Source organism: Anoxybacillus sp. P3H1B (genome assembly GCF_001560855.1).
Lineage (GTDB): Bacteria > Bacillota > Bacilli > Bacillales > Anoxybacillaceae > Anoxybacteroides > Anoxybacteroides rupiense.
The window spans coordinates 161,330-181,868 of sequence record NZ_LPUG01000009.1 but is presented as its reverse complement, the minus strand read 5'-3'; the positions used below and the strand labels follow the sequence as shown (position 1 = coordinate 181,868).

Sequence of the window (20,539 nt, the reverse complement as noted above, 5' to 3'; positions counted from 1 at the left end):
GAGATTGAAGAGGCTTGACTCTTTTTTTATGTTGAGTGAAGGAAAAAACACAGCTTTTACCACCCGCGCGTATACGGTATTGGTGCTTCGATGGATACGCCAAGTTCATTTGCGGCTGTTCTTGGCCAATATGGATCACGCAGCAATTCACGGCCAATAAAAATGAGATCCGCTCGTTTATTGCGTAAAATTTCTTCTGCTTGACGCCCAGAGGTGATAAGGCCGACTGCGCCTGTGGCGATATCGGCGCCGTTTCGGATCGCTTCGGCAAACGGCACTTGATAGCCCGGATAGCTGTCAATGGAGGCCGGAACGACTGCTCCAGAGCTAACATCGACTAAATCTACGCCATCTTCTTTCATTCGTTTCGCATACTTGATGTAATCCTCGACGGTCAACCCCTCTGGATGATAATCGCAAGCGGACACGCGGACAAAGAGAGGACCATCCCATACTTCTCTAACGGCAGCAATCACTTCACCTAAAAAACGATAGCGATTGTCGAATGTGCCACCATATTCGTCTGTTCGTTTATTAGATAGCGGCGATAAAAATTCATTAATTAAATAGCCGTGGGCCGCGTGAATTTCGATCACGTCAAAACCCGCTTGTTTCGCACGGCGCGCTCCGTCTTGAAACGCCTGAATGGTTTCTTCAATGTCGGTTTTCGTCATTTCCCTCGGCGTTTGCATTTTTTCATTAAACGGAAGTGCTGAAGGCGCAATAATTTCTCCTTCAATCATGGCTTTTCTTCCTGCATGAGCGAGCTGGATGCCAATTTTGGCCCCTTGTTCTTGAACGAGTGCTGTGAGCGATTGGAGGCCTTTCACATGGTCATCGCTCCAAATTCCTAAATCGCGCTCTGAAATTCTTCCTTGTGGTGTAACAGCTGTTGCCTCGACGATAATAAGTCCGACTTGGCCGACGGCACGTGCAGGGTAATGGATGAGGTGCCAGTTGCGCACAGTGCCGTCTTGCGTATCGCATGCATACATGCACATTGGCGACATGACAATTCGATTTTTTAGTGTGACTCCTCGAACATCATATGGTGAAAAAAGCATGGTTCTTCCCCTCCAAATCGTATCAGTTTCAGTTAGAATCATATCATCTCGATTTGGAAAAGAAAAACATTTTGCTTCAATGCTTTAAGAATGAATCGTGAAGCTAAGAAAACTTTTTGTCGCATCCAGTGCAGGCAGAAGAGGGAGATGCTTCCGTTCGGTCCTTTTCTTTTCGCCTGTATGAATCATTACAGTGCCAATCAGCTTCTGATTGTCGAGAGTCAGGAAGCTGGCTACCAATAGCTTGAAAGTTCCCCTCCTTTCAACAAAATGGAGGAGAGGGAGCGTCAAATGCTGGAGTGATTTCATGAGCTTGAGAGCGAGATGCTCATGCAGATGAACGAGATTTTTACCGATGGAGCGAGAGAAGGGCTTTTCCGAGCTCTTGAGAGCGTTCAGCCGCGCGTTTGATGCAGGAGATGACGGCTTCTTGATAGTGATAACGCTCAAGCACGCCGATACCTGCTTCTGTTGTCCCACCTGGGCTTGTGACTTCCTTTCTGAGCATAGCCGGTTGTTTGTCTGTTGTTTTTAACATATGGGCAGCTCCGATAATCGTTTGCAAAATCAAATCTTTCGCTACTTCACGCTCCAGCCCGATCTCATCGGCTGCCTTTTCCATCGCTTCCACCAAATAATAAACGTAAGCGGGGCCACTTCCGGAAAGCCCTGTTACCGCGTGTAAATCTTCCTCATTGACAGCCGTGACAATTCCGACGGTTTCAAATAATGCTTGAGCTGTGGCTAAATGGCTGTCATTTGCGTAACGTCCGCATGAAATCGCGGTGGCAGATTGTCCGATCGCGGCTGATGTGTTAGGCATTGCCCGCACAACAGCTACGGGCTTTCCAATAAGAGATACGATGGTATCAGTGGTGACTCCAGCTAATACAGAGATGATCAACTGATGCTCACCAATAGCATGAGCGATAGAGGAGATGGCTTCCGCCGCATCCTTTGGTTTCATAGCCAAGATCACAATATCCGCTTCTTTCAATGCCGTGTCCTTATTGATTTCCGTCCGTACGTGATAGGTTTTTTGTATATAGGCAAGACGTTCTGTATTGCAGCGATTGGTGACAATGATTTGTTCCGGCTGATAAAGCGTTTTTGTCATGCCAGCAATCAGAGCTTCCGCCATTGAACCGGCCCCCATAAAGGCAATCGTTGTTCTTTTTTCCATGTCAATCCCTCCTGAATTTGTTTATGATCCCAATAAAAAAGCCTTTCCCGTCCTCATAAAGGACGGAAAAGGCCTTGTTTTTCCGCGGTACCACCTTTGTTGGCACAAGCAGTGCCCACCTCATAGCCGGTATCGTCGGCTGGACGGTTAGGTTTTCCTAACAGCTCATGGGATAGGTTCAATGATGAAGAGGACAATGAAGCCTTTCAGCCTGTGGGCTTCACTCTCTTGTTGTCGTTCATCATTTACTGGTCCCATTCATCGCCTTGCATTTATGAAATTTATGCGTGAACGCAAAGTCATTTTCGATTGTTCAGCGAGCTTTCTCTGCATAAAATGGTTCCATCATCAATGCGCTTGATTTGTTTGCAATTATGTACTGAAAACAAGCTAGTTGTCAATAGGAAAAAGCAATTTTTTAGAATTTTTGTGCAAGTGATAACAAGAAAATGACAAATCGACAAAATGCGTGTAAACTTTAAACTAATATGAGCACTAAAATATTATGATAATATAATGACAAAGGGGACGTTATAAATGGCGAAAGAAACCATTTATCCAATAGTGGTGCCAACGCCGTTTGCCGTTGGCAATGTCAACATGTATCTAGTGAAAACGGATAGTTTGACGCTGATTGATGCTGGAGTTAAAACAGAGGAAGCTTGGCAGGCATTTAAGCATCAGCTGGCGGAGATTGGTTATGAACCCGCTGATATTGAGCAGGTGGTGATTACACATCATCATCCTGATCATGTCGGATTGTTAGACTATTTGCCCCATTCTGCTCTTGTTATCGGCCATCCGAAGGCAAGGCCGTGGATCAGCAAAGATCCGCAATTTTTAGCTTGGCATGAGCGTTATTTTCACCGCTTTCTCGTGGAGTGCGGACTTGAACCGGCTTCTCTCCATCGACTCCCTAGCTTTCGTCGTTCGTTGCGCTATTCGTGCGAGCGCTCGCTCGATATCGAGGTGCTCGAAGGAGAGGTTGTCGATGGACTCCCAGGCTGGACGGTATTAGAAATGCCGGGACATGCGCAAAGCCATATCGTCTTATATTGTGAAAAGGATGGCAGAATGATAGGAGGAGATCTTTTGCTTGCAACCGTTTCCTCCAATCCGATGCTAGAACCGCCGGATGAAGGGGAGGATGAACGTCCAAAACCACTTTTGCAGTATAACGATTCATTGCGCAAACTGCTGCGATATAAAATGACTCGTGTTATGGCGGGGCATGGCCGTGATGTGACAGATGTGCCTCCGTTAGTAGAAAGACGGTTAGCTAGACAAAAAGAGCGGGCCGAGCAAGTATGGAATATGTTGCAGCAGCGTCCGATGACCGCGTTTGATGTATGCCGGGAGCTCTTTCCGGCTGTTTATGAAAAGGAATTTTTATTGACGATGTCGGAAGCGGTCGGCCAGCTTGATTATTTGGAACAGCTGGGGGCTGTTATGAAGGAGAAGGAAGGGAACTTATATGTGTATAAGGCGGTGGCGATGCGTTGAGAATTGAAGGGAAGCAGATCGTGATTACTGGCGCTTCAAGTGGAATCGGAGAGCAAATGGCGTATGAGGTTGCGAAGCGAAAAGCGATTCCGATTTTGTTGGCGCGCAATGAGAAAAAGTTGGCTGATATGGCCGAGCATATTCAACAAACATATAGCGTTCCATGCCGCTATGAGGCGCTTGATGTAAGTGATATCACAGCGGTGGAAGCAACGTTTCACAAACTGTTGCAGGAGATGGAAATAGACGTGCTTGTCAATAATGCGGGATTTGGCGTATTTCGCCATATAGAAGACATTGATTTAACGGAAGCGGAAAAAATGTTGGAGGTCAATGTGCTCGGTATGATCGCCTGTACAAAAGCGGTATATTCTCATATGATTAACCGACGCAGCGGACACATCATTAATATTGCTTCACAGGCAGGAAAAATGGCGACACCGAAATCCAGTGTATATGCTGCCACAAAGCATGCTGTGCTTGGATTTACAAACAGCTTGCGCATGGAGGCTGCGCAGCATGGTGTATTTGTGACGGCCGTCAATCCGGGACCGATCGCTACGAGCTTTTTTGCGATCGCAGATTCATCGGGCAGCTATGTGAAAAACATCGAAAAATGGATGCTTCGTCCAGAAGCGGTTGCTCGCCGCGTGGTTGATGTGATGATGACGCCAGCGCGGGAGGTAAATATGCCGGGCTGGATGAGTGTGGGAAGTCGCTTGTATCAGCTGGTTCCTAGTCTTGTAGAAAAAGTGGCAAAACGAGCATTTTTTCAAAAATAAGCTTCAACAAACGCGAATATGGGGACGCTCAGACAGCAAGAGGGGATATTGGCTTAGGGGAAGACAGCAGGGAAACCAAGCCATTCAGATGAGACAACGGTTTTTTACATGTTTGTAATGAACTCGTAGACAGCATCATGAACAAGCTCGTAGATGTCAGCGCTCCTATTTTTTTCTTTTTCTGCTGTGACATAGGCACACAGACGATGCCATTCGTCTTCATCAAGATTCCATGTTTCCGGATGGTAGCCATATTGGTGCAAAACATTGCGAATTAGTTTTCGCAGCCATTGTTCGTTCATCATGCGTATCTCCTTCTTACAGTGGAACAAGACCGATGTTCATTTTAAAACGGTCTGTTCTCTCTCTTCTTCCCCTTTCTGCTTTGACAGCACCGCGCTTCAGTAGGTAAAATAGAGGCAAATTGGCAAAAAGGAGCTTTTGTAGAAGTGAACATCCTATGGACTGACGAAGCGATTGCCGCCCTCGCTCCTATTGTAGCGAAAATGAGATGATGGTTAAAGTAAAAAGGATGATACTGATGGTTGTGATCATGAAATCGTTTATAGAGTCGATATAAAACCCCCTTAGCTTTTTAGGAATAAGGGGGAGTTTATAAAAATGAACCATTTTTCTTAAGTAATGGTACATTGTTTCCGGTTTTTTTGGCCGCAAAAGGAGACAGAAGCTTATGTGGCCTGATGTCGACTTATTTAGTAGAGTGTCACTAGCCACATAATAAGTCAAACAAACGTAAAATCTTATGACTATTTTAAGGGCGAATCGATAGGATCTTTGCCTTAGTGAACATGAATCATTTTTATCTTTATTAGTTCATTCCCCCTTCCGAACGTATGCATATCCGAATATTTTATAATGTCTTAATGGACAGATAGTTTTATATTATATCAAGGAAGAGGGATTTTTTATGTCATTTACTTTATATGGTGTAAATCCAAGCGACTTAATTATCTTGGAAGATTTTTTTCAAAATCAGTCCAAATTTATTTCTTTGAGCCAAAAGAATGGAGATTTTCAAGCGATGGTGGCTGCACTTCAGCAGAACGGATATACTGTATCATTTAAAACAGTCCGGACTGTTGAATTGCCTGTAGGGAAAGAGGATGCAGTAAATCCTGCCATTGATTTAATTGTTTACAATGTCTATGAAGAGAGCTTATTAGTTGGCGAAGCCTACATGGTTTCTGGTCCGAAACAATCTATTGCTTTTAGTGTAATTAGTAATCTAAACAGTACAACCTCCTATTATTTTATAGAGAATAATGCAGTTCAAAGAGTTGTGTTTGATAAGAATGGTAATCTATATGAGTCAACTATTGATATTAATTTAAATGATCTAAATAATGAAAGCATTTCTATTCAGCAATTATCCTGTGAAACAATTTGTACTGGGCTTTGTTCTGGGGGGCTGGCTGGTTCTATTCCACGCTGTGTTGCTGGATGTTTAGCTACAGGCCCAGTTGGTACTCCATTTTGTACGGTACTCTGTACATTATTAGTGACTTTTGGATGTGCGTATGGTTGTGATGCGCTTTGTCAGCTTATCTAGATTATATGTGTTGATGAATAAACAAAATTTTGTTGTTTGGAGATGGTTTATGTGCCTTATTTTCATAAGCTCAGATGAAAAGGTCTGACAGAAGCAAGATACGAAGTAAATTAAAAAGAGAAGAAAGCAATGGATTTCTGTCGGAAAATCGACCTGTATTGATATAGTCCCACATTCAATGAGGGGCTTTTTTGTTTGAGTGATAAAATCACCTTTGCTCAGAGATTTTTTGGGGAATATGGTGTCAGTTGCAGGCAGGATATTGATTTTTTAGAATATCTTTTTTCTATGGCCTATACACTCCATATGCAAAGTTATAATTATGTATGTAATATATAATTGACAAAATTAAAATATATGTTACTTTATTTAAGAGAGGTGTTATGGATGGTGAATGATCATATAAAAGTCAGAAATAGAGTTAAAATGGCTCGAATTGAAAAGGGAAATTTGACGCAGATAGAATTGGCAAAAAAAGTAGGCATAACAAGACAAACACTCAATCTAATTGAAGCGCAAAAATATAACCCATCGCTAAAAGTTTGTTTGCTTTTGAGTAAATATTTAGAAAAAAGCTTGGATGAGCTTTTTTGGCTTGAGGAGAATAACGAAAAAAGGAGTGGACTGAGCGAATGAAAAACCATGATTTTATGCTAACTCTTATTGGGTTTACTGTGGCTTTTGGAATTTTAAGCATCATCACCTATAAAATTCAATGGGCTGTTTTAGTGGGGGGGATCATAGGAACTGTCGTCACTAAATTAGTCAGAAAAATGAGCAGTAAGATACGCGATCAAAAAGATGAGATAGAGTACGATGAAAGAATCAATGATCATATGAAAAATTATATAACGAACACATTTTTTATTTCTAATCTTTTATTATTACTTTACTTAATTATGGGTAGCTATATATTCAAGATATCTTTCATTAATGCTGATTATTTAGCGCTATATCTGATTATCACCTTTATCATTGCCTTTTTTATTGTTCCGGAAATTGCGAAAAGAAAATAACGTGCTTTTGTCAAGATCCCTTCCCCTTTCTGCTTTGACAGCATCGCGCTTCAGTAGGTAAAATAGAGGCAAATTGGCAAAAAGGAGCTTTTGTAGAAGTGAATATCCTATGGACTGACGAAGCGATTGCCGCCCTCGCTCCTATTGTAACGAAAACAGGGCGCCGGTTAAAGCTAAAATATGATACCGACGGCTGCGGCTGTGCCGTTAACGGCGTGCCGACGCTCTGGCTCGTCGATCGCGCTGATAAAGACGATATCGTGGTAGAGACGAATTTTGTGCCCATTTTACTCGAAAAATCTCGTCTCGTATTTTACGATGAAACGATGACGATTGATGTCGTGAAAGGCTCGGGTTGCTTTCAACTGAAGAGTCCCAATCAAATTTTAAATCCGCGTATGTCGCTTTTGGAAGTGAGTGAACAGCATGAATGATAAGCTAAAACAGATTGCCAACATTGCAAGACAAAAGACATGGGTCTCATTTTTGCATGAAAATGATCCATATAGTTTACTGCATTGGTCGGTTGCCGGCGTTTACCAGGAAAAAAAGGATGTTTGGCTGCTGCAGGATGAAATGACATTTGAAGCAACAGAGTTTGCGACGCTCGATGAAGCGATTGCTTGGCTGAATGAACATATGCCTCATATTACAGAAATTTTGTAAACATAGGTCGTTGAAATGATGCCTTTAACATTATCGACCAAGCAGTCTCCCACCTCTAAGCCAAGCGAAGGCGGGAGTAGTTCAATTGTTGGAGGGGGAATAACAGTGGCGAAAAAAGCATCATCCATGAAGCAACAGGATGAAGCGATCACATTGCAAGATCGCCTACATGTGGATTTGTATGAACAGCTGCGAGCTAAAAAGAAATCGTTGGAGGAAGTCGAGCAGCGAAAAAAAGAGGAGGAAGAGGCGCAAAGACGAGAGGAAAAAAGGCAGCGCGAAAAGCAAAAAACATTTGAAGAACTATTAAATGAAAGCAACCTTGATTGGCGCCGTTTTAAATAAGCCGCTGAATCCATCAGCGGCTTTTGTTATGTTCACCATAGAAAATTTATGTTAACGGATTTTATATCGGCGACCATTGATGATGGCACGCATGGACTCTGAAAAGGAAGAGGAGCCTGTTTGAGGACGGTCAGAGCGTGAAGCCGGATCATGGATCAGACTGTTGATCAACCGTTCACTCTGCGTCGCGGGCCTCGCTCGCCTACTTTTGCGAACGTTTCGGAACGATTCGCCTCTTGGCTAAAACATAATGCCTTGTCTGTCCAGTAGATTCAAGAACGGTCCAGGACGAAAAAAGAAATGAATCGATCTCTTAAAGTGGTGATGGACAAAGTCAAAACGGACGTTGTACCACCCTTCTACTTTCCATTTTATATTAGCGATGTTCTGTATAGATTGCCGTTTTTGTTTGCTTCCGAAGCCATTCGTATTCCTCTTTTGTCAATCCTGAGGCAGAAGCCGCTGCTGCGTTTTCCGCTAGCTGCTCGCTGCTGCTGGCTCCCGGAACAACGACCGCGACCGCTGGATCGTATAAGCAAAATTGGAGAGCGGTAGCTGTGAAGGAGCGGTGCAAAGCGGTTTGCTTTTTTAAGTTTGGCAGCAGTGTTTGCAGTTCTTCGTATGTATAGCTTAAATAACCATGCTGTTTGATGGAGTCGCTAGCTGCCTCCAGCGGACGTTCAGTCAATAGCCCTTTGGCTACCGGGCCGCGAATGATGACGCTAATGCGATGTTCTTTTAGAAGCGGGAAAAGCTCCTCTGGACGGCGATCCAGCAAGCTATATTGCATCATGACGCTGACGATATTCGAACGTTTCACATATTCGCGAATGACATTGGGACGAATCGAAGAAATGCCGTAATAGCGGATAACCCCTTCTTTTTTTAATTCTTCAAACGCTGCGATGGTCTCATCGATCGGATCCTCGATCGTTCCGCCGTGAAGCTGGTATAGATCAATGTAGTCTGTTTGCAGACGGCGCAGACTTTCTTTTACAGCTGTTTTAATATATGATTTTGAAGGATCCCAAAACCATCCTTCTTTTCCTTCCTCCCAACGATTTCCGACTTTTGTCGCAAGGATTACTTGATCGCGCTTGCCTTTCAGCGCTTTGCCGACAAATTGTTCATTTAACCCGCGATCGTAAAGATCAGCGGTATCCAAATAGTTAATGCCTCGCTCTAAAGCTTCATGAATAAGGCGAATGGCTTGTTTCTCATCTGTTCCGAGCGACATACAGCCAAGGCCGATTTCGCTGGCATATAAATCCGATGTTCCAATCCGCCGTTTCTTCATCGCACATGCCTCCTTGCAATCTGTATTTTCTTCATTTTATCACATAAAAGAGAAAATCTCTTTTTCTGAAACAGGCAGGGGAGGGAAGACTGTTGGCGTTGGCTTTTTCACGTAAGAAATCGTCCCCCTTTTTATCCAAAACATGAATCCAATACATTTGAATGGCTTAGATGATTGGAAAAAAAGGGGAGTGGAAAATCATTCAATATAGTATAATAAAAAAGAATATGATGAAGAGACGGGAGAGAAAAGAAATGGATCATCTAATGGAAAAAACGATTCACAAAGAAGAAATTTTCAAAGGCAAAGTCATTGATGTATATGTGGAGGATGTTGAGCTGCCAAATGGAAAGACGAGCAAGCGGGAAATCGTCAAGCATCCGGGCGCGGTGGCGATTATTCCAATTACAGATGAAGGAAAGCTAGTGCTTGTCAGACAATATAGAAAAGCGCTTGAACGGGTGTTAGTTGAAATTCCTGCAGGAAAATTAGAAAAAAACGAAGAACCTGCGATGACTGCACGCCGTGAGCTGGAGGAAGAAACCGGCTATGCTGCCCAAGAGCTGCATCATTTGTTGTCGTTTTACACCTCGCCTGGGTTTGCTGACGAAATCATTCATTTATACGTGGCGAAAGGATTAAAAAAACTAGAATCGGCTGCACCACTTGATGATGATGAATTTGTCGATCTGTTGGAAGTGACGTTGGAGGAAGCATTGGCGATGCTACAAAAACAAGAAATTTATGATGCGAAAACAGCCTATGCCTTGCAATATTTACAACTGCAGTATGCATTACAAAAGTAAAACGGGAGTTGCAAGCATGAAAAATTATTACGTGGATTTACATATTCATATAGGACGGACAGCTTCTGGCAGACCAGTGAAAATTACAGGCGCCCGAACGCTGACCCTTGCCAATATTATAGATGAAGCGGCGCGGATTAAAGGACTGAATATGATTGGCATTATCGATAGCCATGTTCCTGAGATCCTTGATGAATTGCAACGAGCGATGACTGAAAATGACTGGCGTGAAAATGAAGAAGGCGGGGTGTCAACGAAAGATCTTACCTTGCTACTGGGAAGCGAAATTGAAATTTACGACGAACACTGCCAAGGACCGCTTCATGTTCTTGTTTTTTTGCCGACGATCGCCGCCATGCGTTTCTTTTCAGACTGGTTAAAAAAACGAGTGAAGAATGTTTCGTTGAGCTCACAGCGAATGTATGGGACAGGAAGAGAACTGCAGCAGCTGATTCAACAATTGAACGGCTTGTTTATTCCGGCTCACGTTTTTACTCCATTTAAAAGCTTGTATGGAAAAGGAGTGAAACGAAGCTTGCAAGAGGTGTTTGATCCTGAATGGATCGACGCGATCGAGCTTGGGCTGAGTGCTGATTCGAGCATGGCTGATCAGATTGCTGAATTGCATCGCTATCCCTATCTTTCGAATTCAGACGCTCATTCGTTGCGGAAGATTGCGCGGGAATATCAAGTTATTCGCATGAAGAGCTTAACGTTTGCCGAGCTTAAAAAAGCGCTCAAAGAGGAAGAAAATCGCGGAATTGTCGCTAATTACGGACTAAATCCTAAGCTGGGGAAATATCATCAAACGGCGTGTGAGCGTTGTGCGGCACTGATGAAAATCTATGACGAATGCTGTCCGAGCTGTGGGCACGAGCGATATGTAAAAGGCGTATTTGATCGGCTTCAAGAATTAAAAACGGACACGATTCCACCCAAACGTCCGCCATACGTACATCAGGTGCCACTTGAATTTATTCCGGGCATTGGACACAAAACGTATAAAAAGCTGCTTGAGCGTTTCAAAACAGAAATGTACATTCTTCATGAAGCGACAGGATTACAGTTGGAAGAGGCCGTCGGTGAAAAGCTTGCCCAGCTCATTTTGCTTGCTAGAGACGGAAAGCTTTCCATGACAGCAGGAGGCGGCGGCAAATATGGAAGAATCGCTTCTCGATAGAAGCGATTCTTCTCTTTTCTCTTCAAGGTGTCATAGATTTGCTCTTTCCTCATACAATCTAGTAAGAGGCAGATAGGAGGACGGAGAGCAATGAGAAAACAGCCATTGAAGTCAGTGATTGCGATGCATTTAAAAGAGCATGCGTCGATTTATTTATTTATTATTGTCCTGTTTCTCATGGGCGTGATTTTTGGGGCGATTGTCGTCAATAGCTTGAATTTTAATCAAAAACAAGATTTATATTATTATTTAATGCAGTTTTTCGGACAAGTATCCAAAGGGCAGTTTGCGAGTGCGAGCGATATGTTTCAACAAAGCTATTTCCATAATTTACAGTATATTGGGTTTATGTGGGTGCTTGGTATTTCGATTATTGGATTGCCGCTTATTTTAATTTTGCTCTTTTTAAAAGGAATTGTTGTCGGCTTTACGGTCGGATTTCTAGTTAATCAAATGGGGTGGCAAGGGTTCCTATTATCGTTTGTTTCAGTTATGCCGCAAAACTTTGTTGTGGTTCCCGCTTTTATTATAATGGGAGCTGTCTCAGTTTCCTTCTCATTAAAAATGGTGCGGAATCAATTTATGAAGCGGATGCATGAACCGATTTTTCCCATGATTATCCGTTACACACTCATTATGTTGGCTATTAGTGCTTCCTTGATTGTGTCTGCTGGCTTGGAGGCATATATTTCTCCGGTCATTATGAAACAAGTCGTTCAACTAATCAATAACAAATAACAATAGCATGGAACGCATCACTTGATTCTTCAACCTTCGCTTCCCATGTCAGCAGTCGATGGTCAAACAAGTCACTGACTTGTCTTTGACCATCGAAAACATGAGGTTTCGCTTTTTGATGAGATATATGTCCATTTTCCAACTGCATCGAATCTAGGTGCTCAAAACAGCGCCATCTTCATGACCAATGAAAATTTTTAGCTTGTAATTATTTTTATATAATAACCATTTTACTTATTTACTAATAATGATTTTTATTTTGATACTTTCCTCTCTCTTTTGTTATAATGATATTTGAATGACGAGGGAGGGATAAAGATGGAAGAACGGGTTGAACGAATAAAAAAGCTCCTGCATACCGCTGGATACAAATTGACGCCACAGCGCGAGGCGACTGTCCGCGTCCTTTTGGAGCATGAAGAAGATCATTTGAGTGCGGAAGATGTCTACCTCCTCGTTAAAGAAAAATCTCCAGAGATCGGTTTAGCAACAGTCTATCGAACACTGGAGCTGTTAACGGAGTTGAAAATCGTCGATAAAATTAACTTTGGCGATGGTGTATCGCGATATGATCTTCGTCAAGAAGGAGCCGCGCATTTCCACCATCATTTAGTATGTATCGAATGCGGAGCAGTAGCGGAGATTCAAGAGGATTTGTTAGAGGAAGTAGAAGCCATTGTCGAGCGGGACTGGAAATTTAAAATTAAAGATCATCGTCTCACCTTTCACGGGATTTGTTATCGTTGCCAGGAAAAAGATAAACAAGAAGAATAACAAACCTTTTCCAGCGGGAAAGGTTTCACGTTGTAGACAAAGTCAAAACGGACTTTGTCTACAACCATTTTTATCAGATTGGCTTGAACATGCTTGGCAAACGAGGAACACCGCCAAGTGAAGACACGAATGGAACCAAAACGTTCATGAGCGGACGAACGAGACCCGTAACGCAGGATAAAAGCGTTTGTCAGCAGTCTAAACCTTTTCCAGTGGGGAAGGTTTTGATCATCATCAAATGATATCTATCATGAATCCAACAGATTTCTCACCCTGTCTATTTTATATATAAGGAAAAACGAAAGCATTCCAATGGACGAAGAAATGGAAAAGGAACGGGCGCTGATATAGTCGGATGGCCGAACGACACGGCTCTCAGACAAATGAATTTGTCTGAAAGTGGCTGGTTGTTCGGCGTTCGGTCACGCTTCGGCGTGACGGGGGCAAGCCGTCGCTTTTCCTCTGCCGCATATAGGTTTTTACACATATCGTTCATTCACAATTTATACAGTATAAGGAAAACGAGTGAATCGATTTTATCGGACACCAAGGGTATACATAGTATAAAATGAGAAAATAATGGCATATCCTCATAATAAATAGCATGAGCGAATGAGGAGGATATGCGATGAAAACGGCATGGCAAATGATCAAAGTATTTGTTTTATTTACGAGCTGCACACTTTTGTTTTACTATAGTCTTGTATGGTTTTATCGAGAATACGAGAATTACCATCGCTATAATGAGCCACAAGGATCTGCGGTAAAGGTGTCGACAACGGAAAGCGTATCAACGGATTGGGTAGAACGGTTGATATTTTTTTATAGAGACGGGGAGTAGAGAGCCTTGGAACATGAATTGAAGGATTTTCTTCATTATTTAACAGTCGAACGGAATTTGGCCCAAAACACAATTATTTCATATGAACGTGATTTAAGAAAATATGCCCGCTATTTGACGCATGCGGAACAAATTCATTCATGGAACGATGTGTCTAGGCTTCATATTTTGCAATTTTTAAAGTTTTTAAAAGAACAAGGAAGCTCTGCCAAAACGATCGCCCGCCATATTGCCTCTGTTCGATCATTTCACCAATTTCTTTTGCGGGAAAAAATAGCGGAGCAGGATCCTTCTGTTCACATCGAGACACCGCAAATGGAGCGAACGCTGCCAAAGGTGCTATCGATGGCAGAAGTTGAAGCATTACTAGAAACACCAAAGACGAATACGCCCTTTGGCATGCGCGATAAGGCGATGCTTGAGCTATTGTATGCAACAGGGATGCGTGTAAGCGAGCTTGTGAACTTGAATCTGTCGGATGTGCATTTGACTATGGGGTTTGTTCGATGCTACGGGAAAGGAAGCAAGGAACGGATCGTGCCGGTGGGGCGCATGGCTCTATCGGCGCTAAAAGCATATATCGAAGAGGCAAGACCGAAGCTGATTCAGCCAAAAAAGCGCGCGAATGACGCATTATTTTTAAATCATCACGGAGATCGTTTAACACGTCAAGGGTTTTGGAAAATTTTAAAAAAATTAGCGAAGGAAGCGAACATCGAAAAAGAATTAACTCCGCATACGCTGCGGCATTCCTTTGCTACACATTTGCTGGAAAATGGAGCAGATTTGCGGGCTGTTCAAGAGCTTCTAGGACATTCCGACATTTCAACAACGCAAATTTACACTCATGTAACGAAAACAAGATTAAAAGATGTGTATCAACAATACCACCCGCGCGCATAGCGGGTGGTTTTTTGTCCAAAATGTTCACAGCGGTTTTTATTGCGTATAAGCATGAAAACGTTTTATAATATAGTTGTCAGACTTCTGACAAATAAGGGTTTTATGGTTTTTGCAATCATTAGGATATGATCTACCAAGAACGTCACGCTCGATGAAGTAGGAGGAATCAATGATGAGCCATACATACAAACGCGTTTTTTTAATTGTGCTGGATTCCGTTGGCATTGGAGAAGCGCCTGATGCTGAAAAATACAATGATAAAGGAGCCGATACGCTTGGACATATTGCTGAGCATCGCGGCGGTTTAAACATGCCGCATATGGCGCAGCTTGGCCTTAGCAACATTCGAGAAATTCGGGGAATCGCGAAAGCTGAGAAACCGATGGCGTACTATACAAAAATGCAAGAAGCATCGGCTGGAAAAGATACGATGACTGGTCATTGGGAATTAATGGGATTGCGCATTGATACGCCATTTCAAGTGTTTCCAAACGGCTTTCCAGAAGAATTAATTGCGGAGCTTGAAAAACGGACAGGACGGAAGGCCATTGGCAACAAACCTGCAAGCGGGACAGCCATTATTGAAGAACTGGGAAAAGAGCATATGGAAACAGGTGCGATCATCGTTTATACTTCGGCCGACTCCGTCTTACAAATTGCTGCTCATGAAGAAGTGGTCCCGCTTGATGAGCTTTATCATATTTGCAAAATTGCTCGTGAGCTGACACTGGATGAAAAATATATGGTCGGCCGTGTCATCGCGCGTCCATTTATCGGCCATCCGGGCAGCTTCCAGCGCACAGCGAATCGTCATGACTATGCCTTAAAACCATTTGGTCGCACGGTTATGAATGAATTGCAAGATGCTGGATACGATGTGATTGCCATTGGCAAAATTTCCGATATCTATGATAACGAAGGCGTGACCAAAGCGTTGCGCACGAAATCGAACATGGACGGAATGGATAAATTCATCGATACGCTCAAAATGGATTTTACAGGTTTAAGCTTTTTAAATCTTGTCGATTTCGATGCTTTATATGGACATCGCCGCGATCCGAAAGGATATGGTGATGCGCTGGAAGAGTTTGATATGCGCCTTGCTGAAGTATTGCCGCTTTTAAAAGAGGATGACTTGCTCATGATAACGGCGGATCATGGCAATGATCCTGTGCACCATGGGACAGACCATACGCGCGAATATGTGCCGCTTCTTGTGTACAGCCCTAGCATGAATGGCGGAAAGGAACTGCCGCTGCGGAGCACATTTGCTGATGTTGGGGCTACCATTGCGGATAATTTTCAAGTGAAGCTTCCAAAATACGGTCAAAGCTTTCTAGCCAGTTTGAAATAAGGAGGAACATTCATGAATCAAGCAGCGATTGAACAAGCGGAGCAGTTTTTAAAGGAAAAATGGACCGAACCGCCGCAAATCGGGCTCATTCTTGGCTCAGGACTCGGCGTATTGGCTGATGAAATTGAACAAGCCGTAAAAATTCCCTACAACGCGATTCCTGGATTCCCTGTTTCAACAGTTGAAGGGCATGCGGGGCAGTTAGTATACGGTCGGTTGGAAGGCGCTGTCGTGTTAGCCATGCAAGGGCGATTCCACTATTATGAAGGATACAGTTTTGATAAAGTAACCTTTCCCGTTCGCGTAATGAAACGATTGGGCGTTCAACAATTAATTGTCACCAATGCTGCTGGAGGTGTCAACGAATCATTTCAGCCAGGGGATTTAATGATCATCGCAGACCATATTAATAATATGGGAACCAATCCACTCATTGGTCCGAATGATCCATCATTCGGCGCCCGGTTCCCTGATATGTCAAAGGCTTATAGCAAATCATTAAGAGAATTGGCCAAAAACGTTGCTTCACGTTTAGGTATTCGCATACAAGAAGGCGTATATGTAGCGAATACAGGCCCATCATATGAAACACCTGCAGAAATTCGCATGATTCGCGCTATGGGCGGCGATGCGGTCGGCATGTCAACCGTTCCTGAAGTGATTGTAGCCCGCCATGCCAATATGGAGGTGCTCGGCATTTCTTGCATTTCTAATATGGCTGCTGGCATTTTAGATCAGCCGCTTACGCACGATGAGGTGATCGAGACGACAGAAAAAGTGAAGGCCGACTTTTTACGTCTTGTCAAAGCGATTGTCGCCGAAATGCGTAAATAAAACGATCGTACGTATTTTTTAGACGGTGGGATGATCATGAGCCGCTTCACAGGATGATGAATGAATCGGAAACAACGTCGTTCGGATTTTTGTCACGCATTTAGGTGGCAAAGACAATCCAGTGGAGTTGTCTTTAACCGCCGATGTTTCAAAGACCATTCGTCCCCTCTTTAGATTGTATTTGATAGAGAAAAAAATCAATGAAAAGGTGATTTTATATGAGAATGGTAGACTTAATTGCGAAAAAACGAGATGGCCAGTCTTTGACGAACGAAGAAATCCAATTTATCATGAACGGATATACCAATGGCGACATTCCGGATTATCAAATGAGTGCATGGGCGATGGCGGTATTTTTTCGCGGAATGACAGAAGAAGAAACAGCCGCATTAACACTGGCAATGGTTCATTCTGGAGAAACGATTGATTTATCAAAAATAGAGGGAATAAAAGTGGATAAACATTCGACGGGAGGTGTAGGCGATACAACTACGCTCGTATTAGGCCCTCTTGTTGCTTCTGTTGGTGTGCCGGTAGCCAAAATGTCGGGGCGTGGGCTTGGCCATACCGGTGGCACGATTGATAAATTAGAATCGGTGCCAGGATTTCATGTGGAAATAAATAACGATCAATTTATCGAATTGGTTAACCAAAATAAAATTGCGGTCATTGGTCAAACAGGCAATCTAACTCCGGCTGATAAAAAGCTTTATGCGCTTCGAGATGTAACGGCAACAGTCAACAGCATTCCTTTAATTGCTTCATCCATTATGAGCAAAAAAATTGCCGCAGGAGCCGATGCGATTGTATTAGATGTCAAAACAGGGGCTGGAGCATTTATGAAAGATTTGGAGGATGCCAGAGCGCTAGCTGAAGCGATGGTGGAAATCGGAAAGCGTGTAGGTCGGAAAACAATGGCTATTATTTCGGATATGAGCCAGCCTCTTGGTTATGCAATTGGGAACGCGTTGGAAGTGAAAGAAGCCATTGATACGCTCAAAGGAGAAGGACCGGAAGATCTGCAAGAGCTCTGTCTTGTGCTCGGAAGCCATATGGTCTATTTGGCAGAGAAAGCGGCGTCTTTAGAGGAAGCGCGGGCCATGTTGGAAAAAGCCATGCAAGATGGCTCTGCATTAAATACATTTAAAAAGTTCTTGGCTGCTCAAGGGGGAGATGTGTCTGTCATCGATGATCCGTCCAAACTGCCGCAGGCGAAATATCAAATAGAGCTAATCGCGCAAGAAGATGGCTATGTAACAGAGATTGTTGCCGATGCAGTCGGTACAGCGGCAATGTTGCTTGGCGCTGGGCGGGCGACAAAGGAATCGTCCATCGACTTGGCGGTTGGGCTTGTGTTGCGCAAAAAAATCGGAGATGCTGTTCATAAAGGGGAATCGCTTGTGACGATTTATAGCAATAGCGAACAAGTGGATGAAGTCAAGAACATGTTATATGAAAACATCAAAATTACTCCAGAGCCTGTTCAAGCGCCAACGCTGATTTATGACAAAATTTTATAAGGAGGCTGTCTCAAAAGGTCGTTAAATCGACCTTTTGGGGACTGCCTCTTTTTTATTACTTGATTATTTATTTCTTTTTTGAATCAGGAATGGCTCCTTATTTCTGAATTTTATCCTGTTTTTTTCTTTGATGGATCGGTTGTGGTCGTCCACTTTCCCAAATGGTGGGCAGCACAAATAAGCCCCCATTCCAAGGTGATTTTTGGGAGCCCTCTTAACCAAAAGCGCTGAAATTGCTGGTTGTGCTTGATGGGCCCAAACACCGGCTCCTTTTCGATTGATCGTTTTCGATACGTCGCCGCTCCTTCTTCCGCGGACAGCTGTTCCCGGATCTCCTGCCGTTGTTATTGCGGATGGTTTTCGTGCTTTTGCCTTTGGCGCATGCTGTCTGAAACGGGTATCCGGCACAAGCCATACAACGATACGTCCGTTTGATGGCAACATACCCGTTGCCCGTCGTTTCTTTCCGTTCATACACAAACACCAACCGTCTCCCTTTGGCGCCAATCATTCATCCAGCTCCTCCTCATATGTCATGTCCTCGATTCAGCGGCTCTCTTTCGCCCACGCTTTCGTTGATTCCCGATCCAACGTATTGTACTTGATCAGGGCGACGATCTCCTTTTTCTCACAATACGTGTAGTTCTCCTCTTTATCCAAAAAAGTACTCCAAAAGCGAGCGCTATGCGAACACTTTTGGGACCCTCTTTTGTTGGGGACAAGCAGTGATCGATTTGCTTTTCAACATGATGAAATCTAAGCATTTTCGTTTGCGGACTAGCGTGCTTTAACAAGTTGTGTAGATCGAAAGTCATGGTTTGAAACCATCATGACAGCCGACGTTTTTGGCTGATCGCATAAATTAGCTTCTCTCACCACTCTCCACATGTATAAAAAAATAAAAATTGGAAAAGATGGCATGTATAAAGAATGGAGGGTTGGGAGATGAAGAAAGCCATTATTGGTTTGCTGCTCATGATTTGTTGGACGATACCAATATCAACAGGAGTTCAAGCAGCTGAAAAACAAGCGAGTCCAAATGCGGATCTCGTCAGTCAAGCAAAATCGGCTATTTTAATTGAACGCGATACAGGGACCATCTTGTATGAAAAAAACGTTCACCAAAAGTTGCCTCCTGCCAGCATGACAAAAATTATGACTATGCTGCTGATTATGGATGCAATCGATCAAGGAAAGCTCAAATGGAATGAAAAGGTGCGAGCAAGCGAGTATGCCGCATCAATGGGAGGCTCACAAATTTTTTTAGAGCCTGGTGAAGAAATGACCGTTGATGAGCTTATGCGCGGAATCGCGATTGGTTCTGGTAATGATGCAGCAGTAGCGATGGCAGAACGAATTGCTGGCTCCGAGAAAGCTTTCGTAGAAATGATGAATAAAAAAGCAAAACAGATGGGGCTTAAGGATACCGTCTTTAAAAACGCCACCGGTTTGCCTGCGGAAGGTCATTATAGTAGCGCATACGATATGGCGATGATGGCAAAGGAACTATTAAAATATGACGAGGTTACGAAGTATACGGGAAAATATGAAGATTATTTACGGGAAAATACAGACAAAAAATTTTGGCTTGTGAATACAAACCGTCTTGTGAAGTTTTATCCGGGAGTGGATGGAGTGAAGACCGGTTTCACAGCGGATGCAAAATATTGTTTAACAGCCACAGCCAAAAAAGATGGTATGCGTGTGATTGCCGTCATATTTGGAGCACCGACGCCAAAGGAACGCAATGAACAAATTACCAAATTATTAGATTATGCCTTTAGTCAATATCAAACCCATCCTGTTTATAAACGCAATGAAGTCATCAGCCACGTCAAGATCAGCAAAGGAAAGAAAAAGGAAGCTGAACTGGTGACAGCAGAGCCGATTTCTGTATTGACGAAAAAGGGAGCTAATGTTAAGGATATTCAGAAAGTGGTGAAGCTCAAGGAGAATGTAAAGGCGCCGATTCAAAAAGGAGAAGAGCTTGGCACGCTTGTTTTAAAGCAGAATGGAAAAAAACTTCTAGAGAGCCCGCTTGTTGCTAAGCAATCTGTCCAAGAAGCTAGTTGGTGGGATTTATGGAAGCGGACGCTGAGTTCGTTTGTCAAATCTGCTTAAATAAACAAATAGCGTCGATTTCTGTAGATTTTGCTCTACTTT

Annotated in this window: 23 protein-coding genes; 18 read left to right on the top strand and 5 right to left on the bottom strand. The window is 43.2% G+C overall.

All coding sequences use genetic code 11. The features are described 5' to 3' along the window. Window positions 1–56: 56 nt before the first annotated feature. Together namA and proI are read right to left on the bottom strand one after the other, a co-directional pair. Window positions 57–1,106, bottom strand: a complete 1,050-nt coding sequence (gene namA / locus AT864_RS01245; RefSeq protein ID WP_231734571.1) for an NADPH dehydrogenase NamA — start codon at window positions 1,104–1,106, stop codon at window positions 57–59. A 307-nt stretch (window positions 1,107–1,413) separates the two neighbouring features. Further along, complete coding sequence (proI, locus tag AT864_RS01240; protein WP_066145668.1) at window positions 1,414–2,247, bottom strand: pyrroline-5-carboxylate reductase ProI; 834 nt, start codon at window positions 2,245–2,247, stop codon at window positions 1,414–1,416. A 537-nt stretch (window positions 2,248–2,784) separates the two neighbouring features. Here proI and AT864_RS01235 point away from each other — a divergent pair. Further along, entirely contained in the window at window positions 2,785–3,750 is a 966-nt protein-coding gene (locus tag AT864_RS01235; protein ID WP_066145667.1) for an MBL fold metallo-hydrolase, read from the top strand. Continuing rightward, window positions 3,747–4,532 carry an SDR family oxidoreductase gene (locus AT864_RS01230; protein WP_066145664.1) on the top strand — a complete coding sequence of 262 codons (786 nt, stop codon included), beginning with the start codon at window positions 3,747–3,749 and terminating at the stop codon, window positions 4,530–4,532. Before AT864_RS01235 ends, AT864_RS01230 begins: the two co-directional genes overlap by 4 nt. A gap of 104 nt (window positions 4,533–4,636) precedes the next feature. Here the strand turns inward: AT864_RS01230 and AT864_RS01225 are convergent, their stop codons facing one another. Further along, entirely contained in the window at window positions 4,637–4,834 is a 198-nt protein-coding gene (locus AT864_RS01225) for a YqzH family protein (RefSeq protein ID WP_066145662.1), read from the bottom strand. Between the two features lie 626 nt (window positions 4,835–5,460). On the opposite strand from AT864_RS01225, the gene AT864_RS01220 reads away from it, so the two are divergent. From AT864_RS01220 to AT864_RS01195, 6 genes are all read left to right on the top strand, one after another. Next, entirely contained in the window at window positions 5,461–6,102 is a 642-nt protein-coding gene (locus tag AT864_RS01220) for a hypothetical protein (protein WP_044744994.1), read from the top strand. Between the two features lie 387 nt (window positions 6,103–6,489). After that, window positions 6,490–6,738 (top strand): helix-turn-helix transcriptional regulator, encoded by a 249-nt coding sequence (locus AT864_RS01215; RefSeq protein ID WP_044744993.1) that lies wholly within the window; start codon window positions 6,490–6,492, stop codon window positions 6,736–6,738. Beyond that, on the top strand, window positions 6,735–7,118 hold the full coding sequence (locus AT864_RS01210) for a sodium/glutamate symporter (RefSeq protein ID WP_066145659.1): 384 nt from the start codon (window positions 6,735–6,737) through the stop codon (window positions 7,116–7,118). The genes AT864_RS01215 and AT864_RS01210 overlap by 4 nt, the downstream gene beginning before the upstream one ends. A gap of 98 nt (window positions 7,119–7,216) precedes the next feature. Further along, window positions 7,217–7,552, top strand: a complete 336-nt coding sequence (locus AT864_RS01205) for an iron-sulfur cluster biosynthesis family protein (RefSeq protein ID WP_066145657.1) — start codon at window positions 7,217–7,219, stop codon at window positions 7,550–7,552. After that, window positions 7,545–7,784, top strand: a complete 240-nt coding sequence (locus AT864_RS01200; protein ID WP_044746547.1) for a YqkC family protein — start codon at window positions 7,545–7,547, stop codon at window positions 7,782–7,784. The genes AT864_RS01205 and AT864_RS01200 overlap by 8 nt, the downstream gene beginning before the upstream one ends. Window positions 7,785–7,910: 126 nt before the next feature. Then, window positions 7,911–8,129, top strand: coding sequence for a YqkE family protein (locus AT864_RS01195; RefSeq protein WP_066146519.1), 219 nt, complete (start codon window positions 7,911–7,913; stop codon window positions 8,127–8,129). Between the two features lie 376 nt (window positions 8,130–8,505). On the opposite strand, the gene AT864_RS01190 is transcribed toward AT864_RS01195, so the two are convergent. Continuing rightward, the gene (locus AT864_RS01190) at window positions 8,506–9,426 is read right to left on the bottom strand and encodes an aldo/keto reductase (RefSeq protein WP_066145654.1); all 921 of its coding nucleotides are present in this window, start codon (window positions 9,424–9,426) and stop codon (window positions 8,506–8,508) included. Between the two features lie 254 nt (window positions 9,427–9,680). On the opposite strand from AT864_RS01190, the gene AT864_RS01185 reads away from it, so the two are divergent. The 9 genes from AT864_RS01185 (at window position 9,681) to AT864_RS01145 (ending at window position 18,376) form a co-directional block, all read left to right on the top strand. After that, window positions 9,681–10,232 (top strand): NUDIX domain-containing protein, encoded by a 552-nt coding sequence (locus AT864_RS01185; protein WP_044746545.1) that lies wholly within the window; start codon window positions 9,681–9,683, stop codon window positions 10,230–10,232. A gap of 16 nt (window positions 10,233–10,248) precedes the next feature. After that, window positions 10,249–11,412, top strand: coding sequence for an endonuclease Q family protein (locus tag AT864_RS01180; protein ID WP_066145651.1), 1,164 nt, complete (start codon window positions 10,249–10,251; stop codon window positions 11,410–11,412). Window positions 11,413–11,502: 90 nt separating this feature from the next. Continuing rightward, window positions 11,503–12,150: a stage II sporulation protein M gene (gene spoIIM, locus AT864_RS01175; RefSeq protein WP_044746543.1), complete on the top strand. Its 648-nt coding sequence runs from the start codon at window positions 11,503–11,505 to the stop codon at window positions 12,148–12,150. A gap of 318 nt (window positions 12,151–12,468) precedes the next feature. After that, on the top strand, window positions 12,469–12,924 hold the full coding sequence (locus AT864_RS01170) for a Fur family transcriptional regulator (protein ID WP_044746542.1): 456 nt from the start codon (window positions 12,469–12,471) through the stop codon (window positions 12,922–12,924). Between the two features lie 628 nt (window positions 12,925–13,552). Then, window positions 13,553–13,765, top strand: a complete 213-nt coding sequence (locus AT864_RS01165; RefSeq protein WP_066145649.1) for a YqzK family protein — start codon at window positions 13,553–13,555, stop codon at window positions 13,763–13,765. Window positions 13,766–13,771: 6 nt separating this feature from the next. Beyond that, entirely contained in the window at window positions 13,772–14,668 is an 897-nt protein-coding gene (gene xerD / locus AT864_RS01160; RefSeq protein WP_044746540.1) for a site-specific tyrosine recombinase XerD, read from the top strand. A 172-nt stretch (window positions 14,669–14,840) separates the two neighbouring features. Next, complete coding sequence (gene deoB, locus AT864_RS01155; RefSeq protein ID WP_066145646.1) at window positions 14,841–16,022, top strand: phosphopentomutase; 1,182 nt, start codon at window positions 14,841–14,843, stop codon at window positions 16,020–16,022. A gap of 12 nt (window positions 16,023–16,034) precedes the next feature. Next, a complete protein-coding gene (locus tag AT864_RS01150; RefSeq protein WP_044746538.1) occupies window positions 16,035–16,856 on the top strand; it encodes a purine-nucleoside phosphorylase in 822 nt (273 codons plus the stop codon). 218 nt (window positions 16,857–17,074) lie between these two features. Continuing rightward, window positions 17,075–18,376, top strand: coding sequence for a pyrimidine-nucleoside phosphorylase (locus AT864_RS01145; protein ID WP_066145643.1), 1,302 nt, complete (start codon window positions 17,075–17,077; stop codon window positions 18,374–18,376). Window positions 18,377–18,486: 110 nt separating this feature from the next. Here the strand turns inward: AT864_RS01145 and AT864_RS18600 are convergent, their stop codons facing one another. Further along, complete coding sequence (locus AT864_RS18600) at window positions 18,487–18,696, bottom strand: transposase (protein ID WP_369815479.1); 210 nt, start codon at window positions 18,694–18,696, stop codon at window positions 18,487–18,489. A gap of 625 nt (window positions 18,697–19,321) precedes the next feature. On the opposite strand from AT864_RS18600, the gene AT864_RS01135 reads away from it, so the two are divergent. Further along, window positions 19,322–20,497 carry a D-alanyl-D-alanine carboxypeptidase family protein gene (locus tag AT864_RS01135; protein ID WP_044742164.1) on the top strand — a complete coding sequence of 392 codons (1,176 nt, stop codon included), beginning with the start codon at window positions 19,322–19,324 and terminating at the stop codon, window positions 20,495–20,497. The last annotated feature ends 42 nt before the right edge of the window (window positions 20,498–20,539 follow it).

Excerpts from the sequence above, each read along its gene's own strand:
- AT864_RS01225 (WP_066145662.1), bottom strand. The coding sequence starts at position 4,834 with ATGAACGAACAATGGCTGCGAAAACTAATTCGCAATGTTTTGCACCAA.
- AT864_RS01180 (WP_066145651.1), top strand. The coding sequence starts at position 10,249 with ATGAAAAATTATTACGTGGATTTACATATTCATATAGGACGGACAGCT.
- proI (WP_066145668.1), bottom strand. The coding sequence starts at position 2,247 with ATGGAAAAAAGAACAACGATTGCCTTTATGGGGGCCGGTTCAATGGCG.
- AT864_RS01190 (WP_066145654.1), bottom strand. The coding sequence starts at position 9,426 with ATGAAGAAACGGCGGATTGGAACATCGGATTTATATGCCAGCGAAATC.
- AT864_RS01220 (WP_044744994.1), top strand. The coding sequence starts at position 5,461 with ATGTCATTTACTTTATATGGTGTAAATCCAAGCGACTTAATTATCTTG.
- AT864_RS01170 (WP_044746542.1), top strand. The coding sequence starts at position 12,469 with ATGGAAGAACGGGTTGAACGAATAAAAAAGCTCCTGCATACCGCTGGA.
- AT864_RS01135 (WP_044742164.1), top strand. The coding sequence starts at position 19,322 with ATGAAGAAAGCCATTATTGGTTTGCTGCTCATGATTTGTTGGACGATA.
- AT864_RS01200 (WP_044746547.1), top strand. The coding sequence starts at position 7,545 with ATGAATGATAAGCTAAAACAGATTGCCAACATTGCAAGACAAAAGACA.
- AT864_RS01215 (WP_044744993.1), top strand. The coding sequence starts at position 6,490 with ATGGTGAATGATCATATAAAAGTCAGAAATAGAGTTAAAATGGCTCGA.
- AT864_RS01195 (WP_066146519.1), top strand. The coding sequence starts at position 7,911 with ATGAAGCAACAGGATGAAGCGATCACATTGCAAGATCGCCTACATGTG.
- spoIIM (WP_044746543.1), top strand. The coding sequence starts at position 11,503 with ATGAGAAAACAGCCATTGAAGTCAGTGATTGCGATGCATTTAAAAGAG.
- AT864_RS01150 (WP_044746538.1), top strand. The coding sequence starts at position 16,035 with ATGAATCAAGCAGCGATTGAACAAGCGGAGCAGTTTTTAAAGGAAAAA.
- AT864_RS01165 (WP_066145649.1), top strand. The coding sequence starts at position 13,553 with ATGAAAACGGCATGGCAAATGATCAAAGTATTTGTTTTATTTACGAGC.
- namA (WP_231734571.1), bottom strand. The coding sequence starts at position 1,106 with ATGATTCTAACTGAAACTGATACGATTTGGAGGGGAAGAACCATGCTT.
- AT864_RS01145 (WP_066145643.1), top strand. The coding sequence starts at position 17,075 with ATGAGAATGGTAGACTTAATTGCGAAAAAACGAGATGGCCAGTCTTTG.
- AT864_RS01210 (WP_066145659.1), top strand. The coding sequence starts at position 6,735 with ATGAAAAACCATGATTTTATGCTAACTCTTATTGGGTTTACTGTGGCT.
- deoB (WP_066145646.1), top strand. The coding sequence starts at position 14,841 with ATGAGCCATACATACAAACGCGTTTTTTTAATTGTGCTGGATTCCGTT.
- AT864_RS01235 (WP_066145667.1), top strand. The coding sequence starts at position 2,785 with ATGGCGAAAGAAACCATTTATCCAATAGTGGTGCCAACGCCGTTTGCC.
- AT864_RS01185 (WP_044746545.1), top strand. The coding sequence starts at position 9,681 with ATGGATCATCTAATGGAAAAAACGATTCACAAAGAAGAAATTTTCAAA.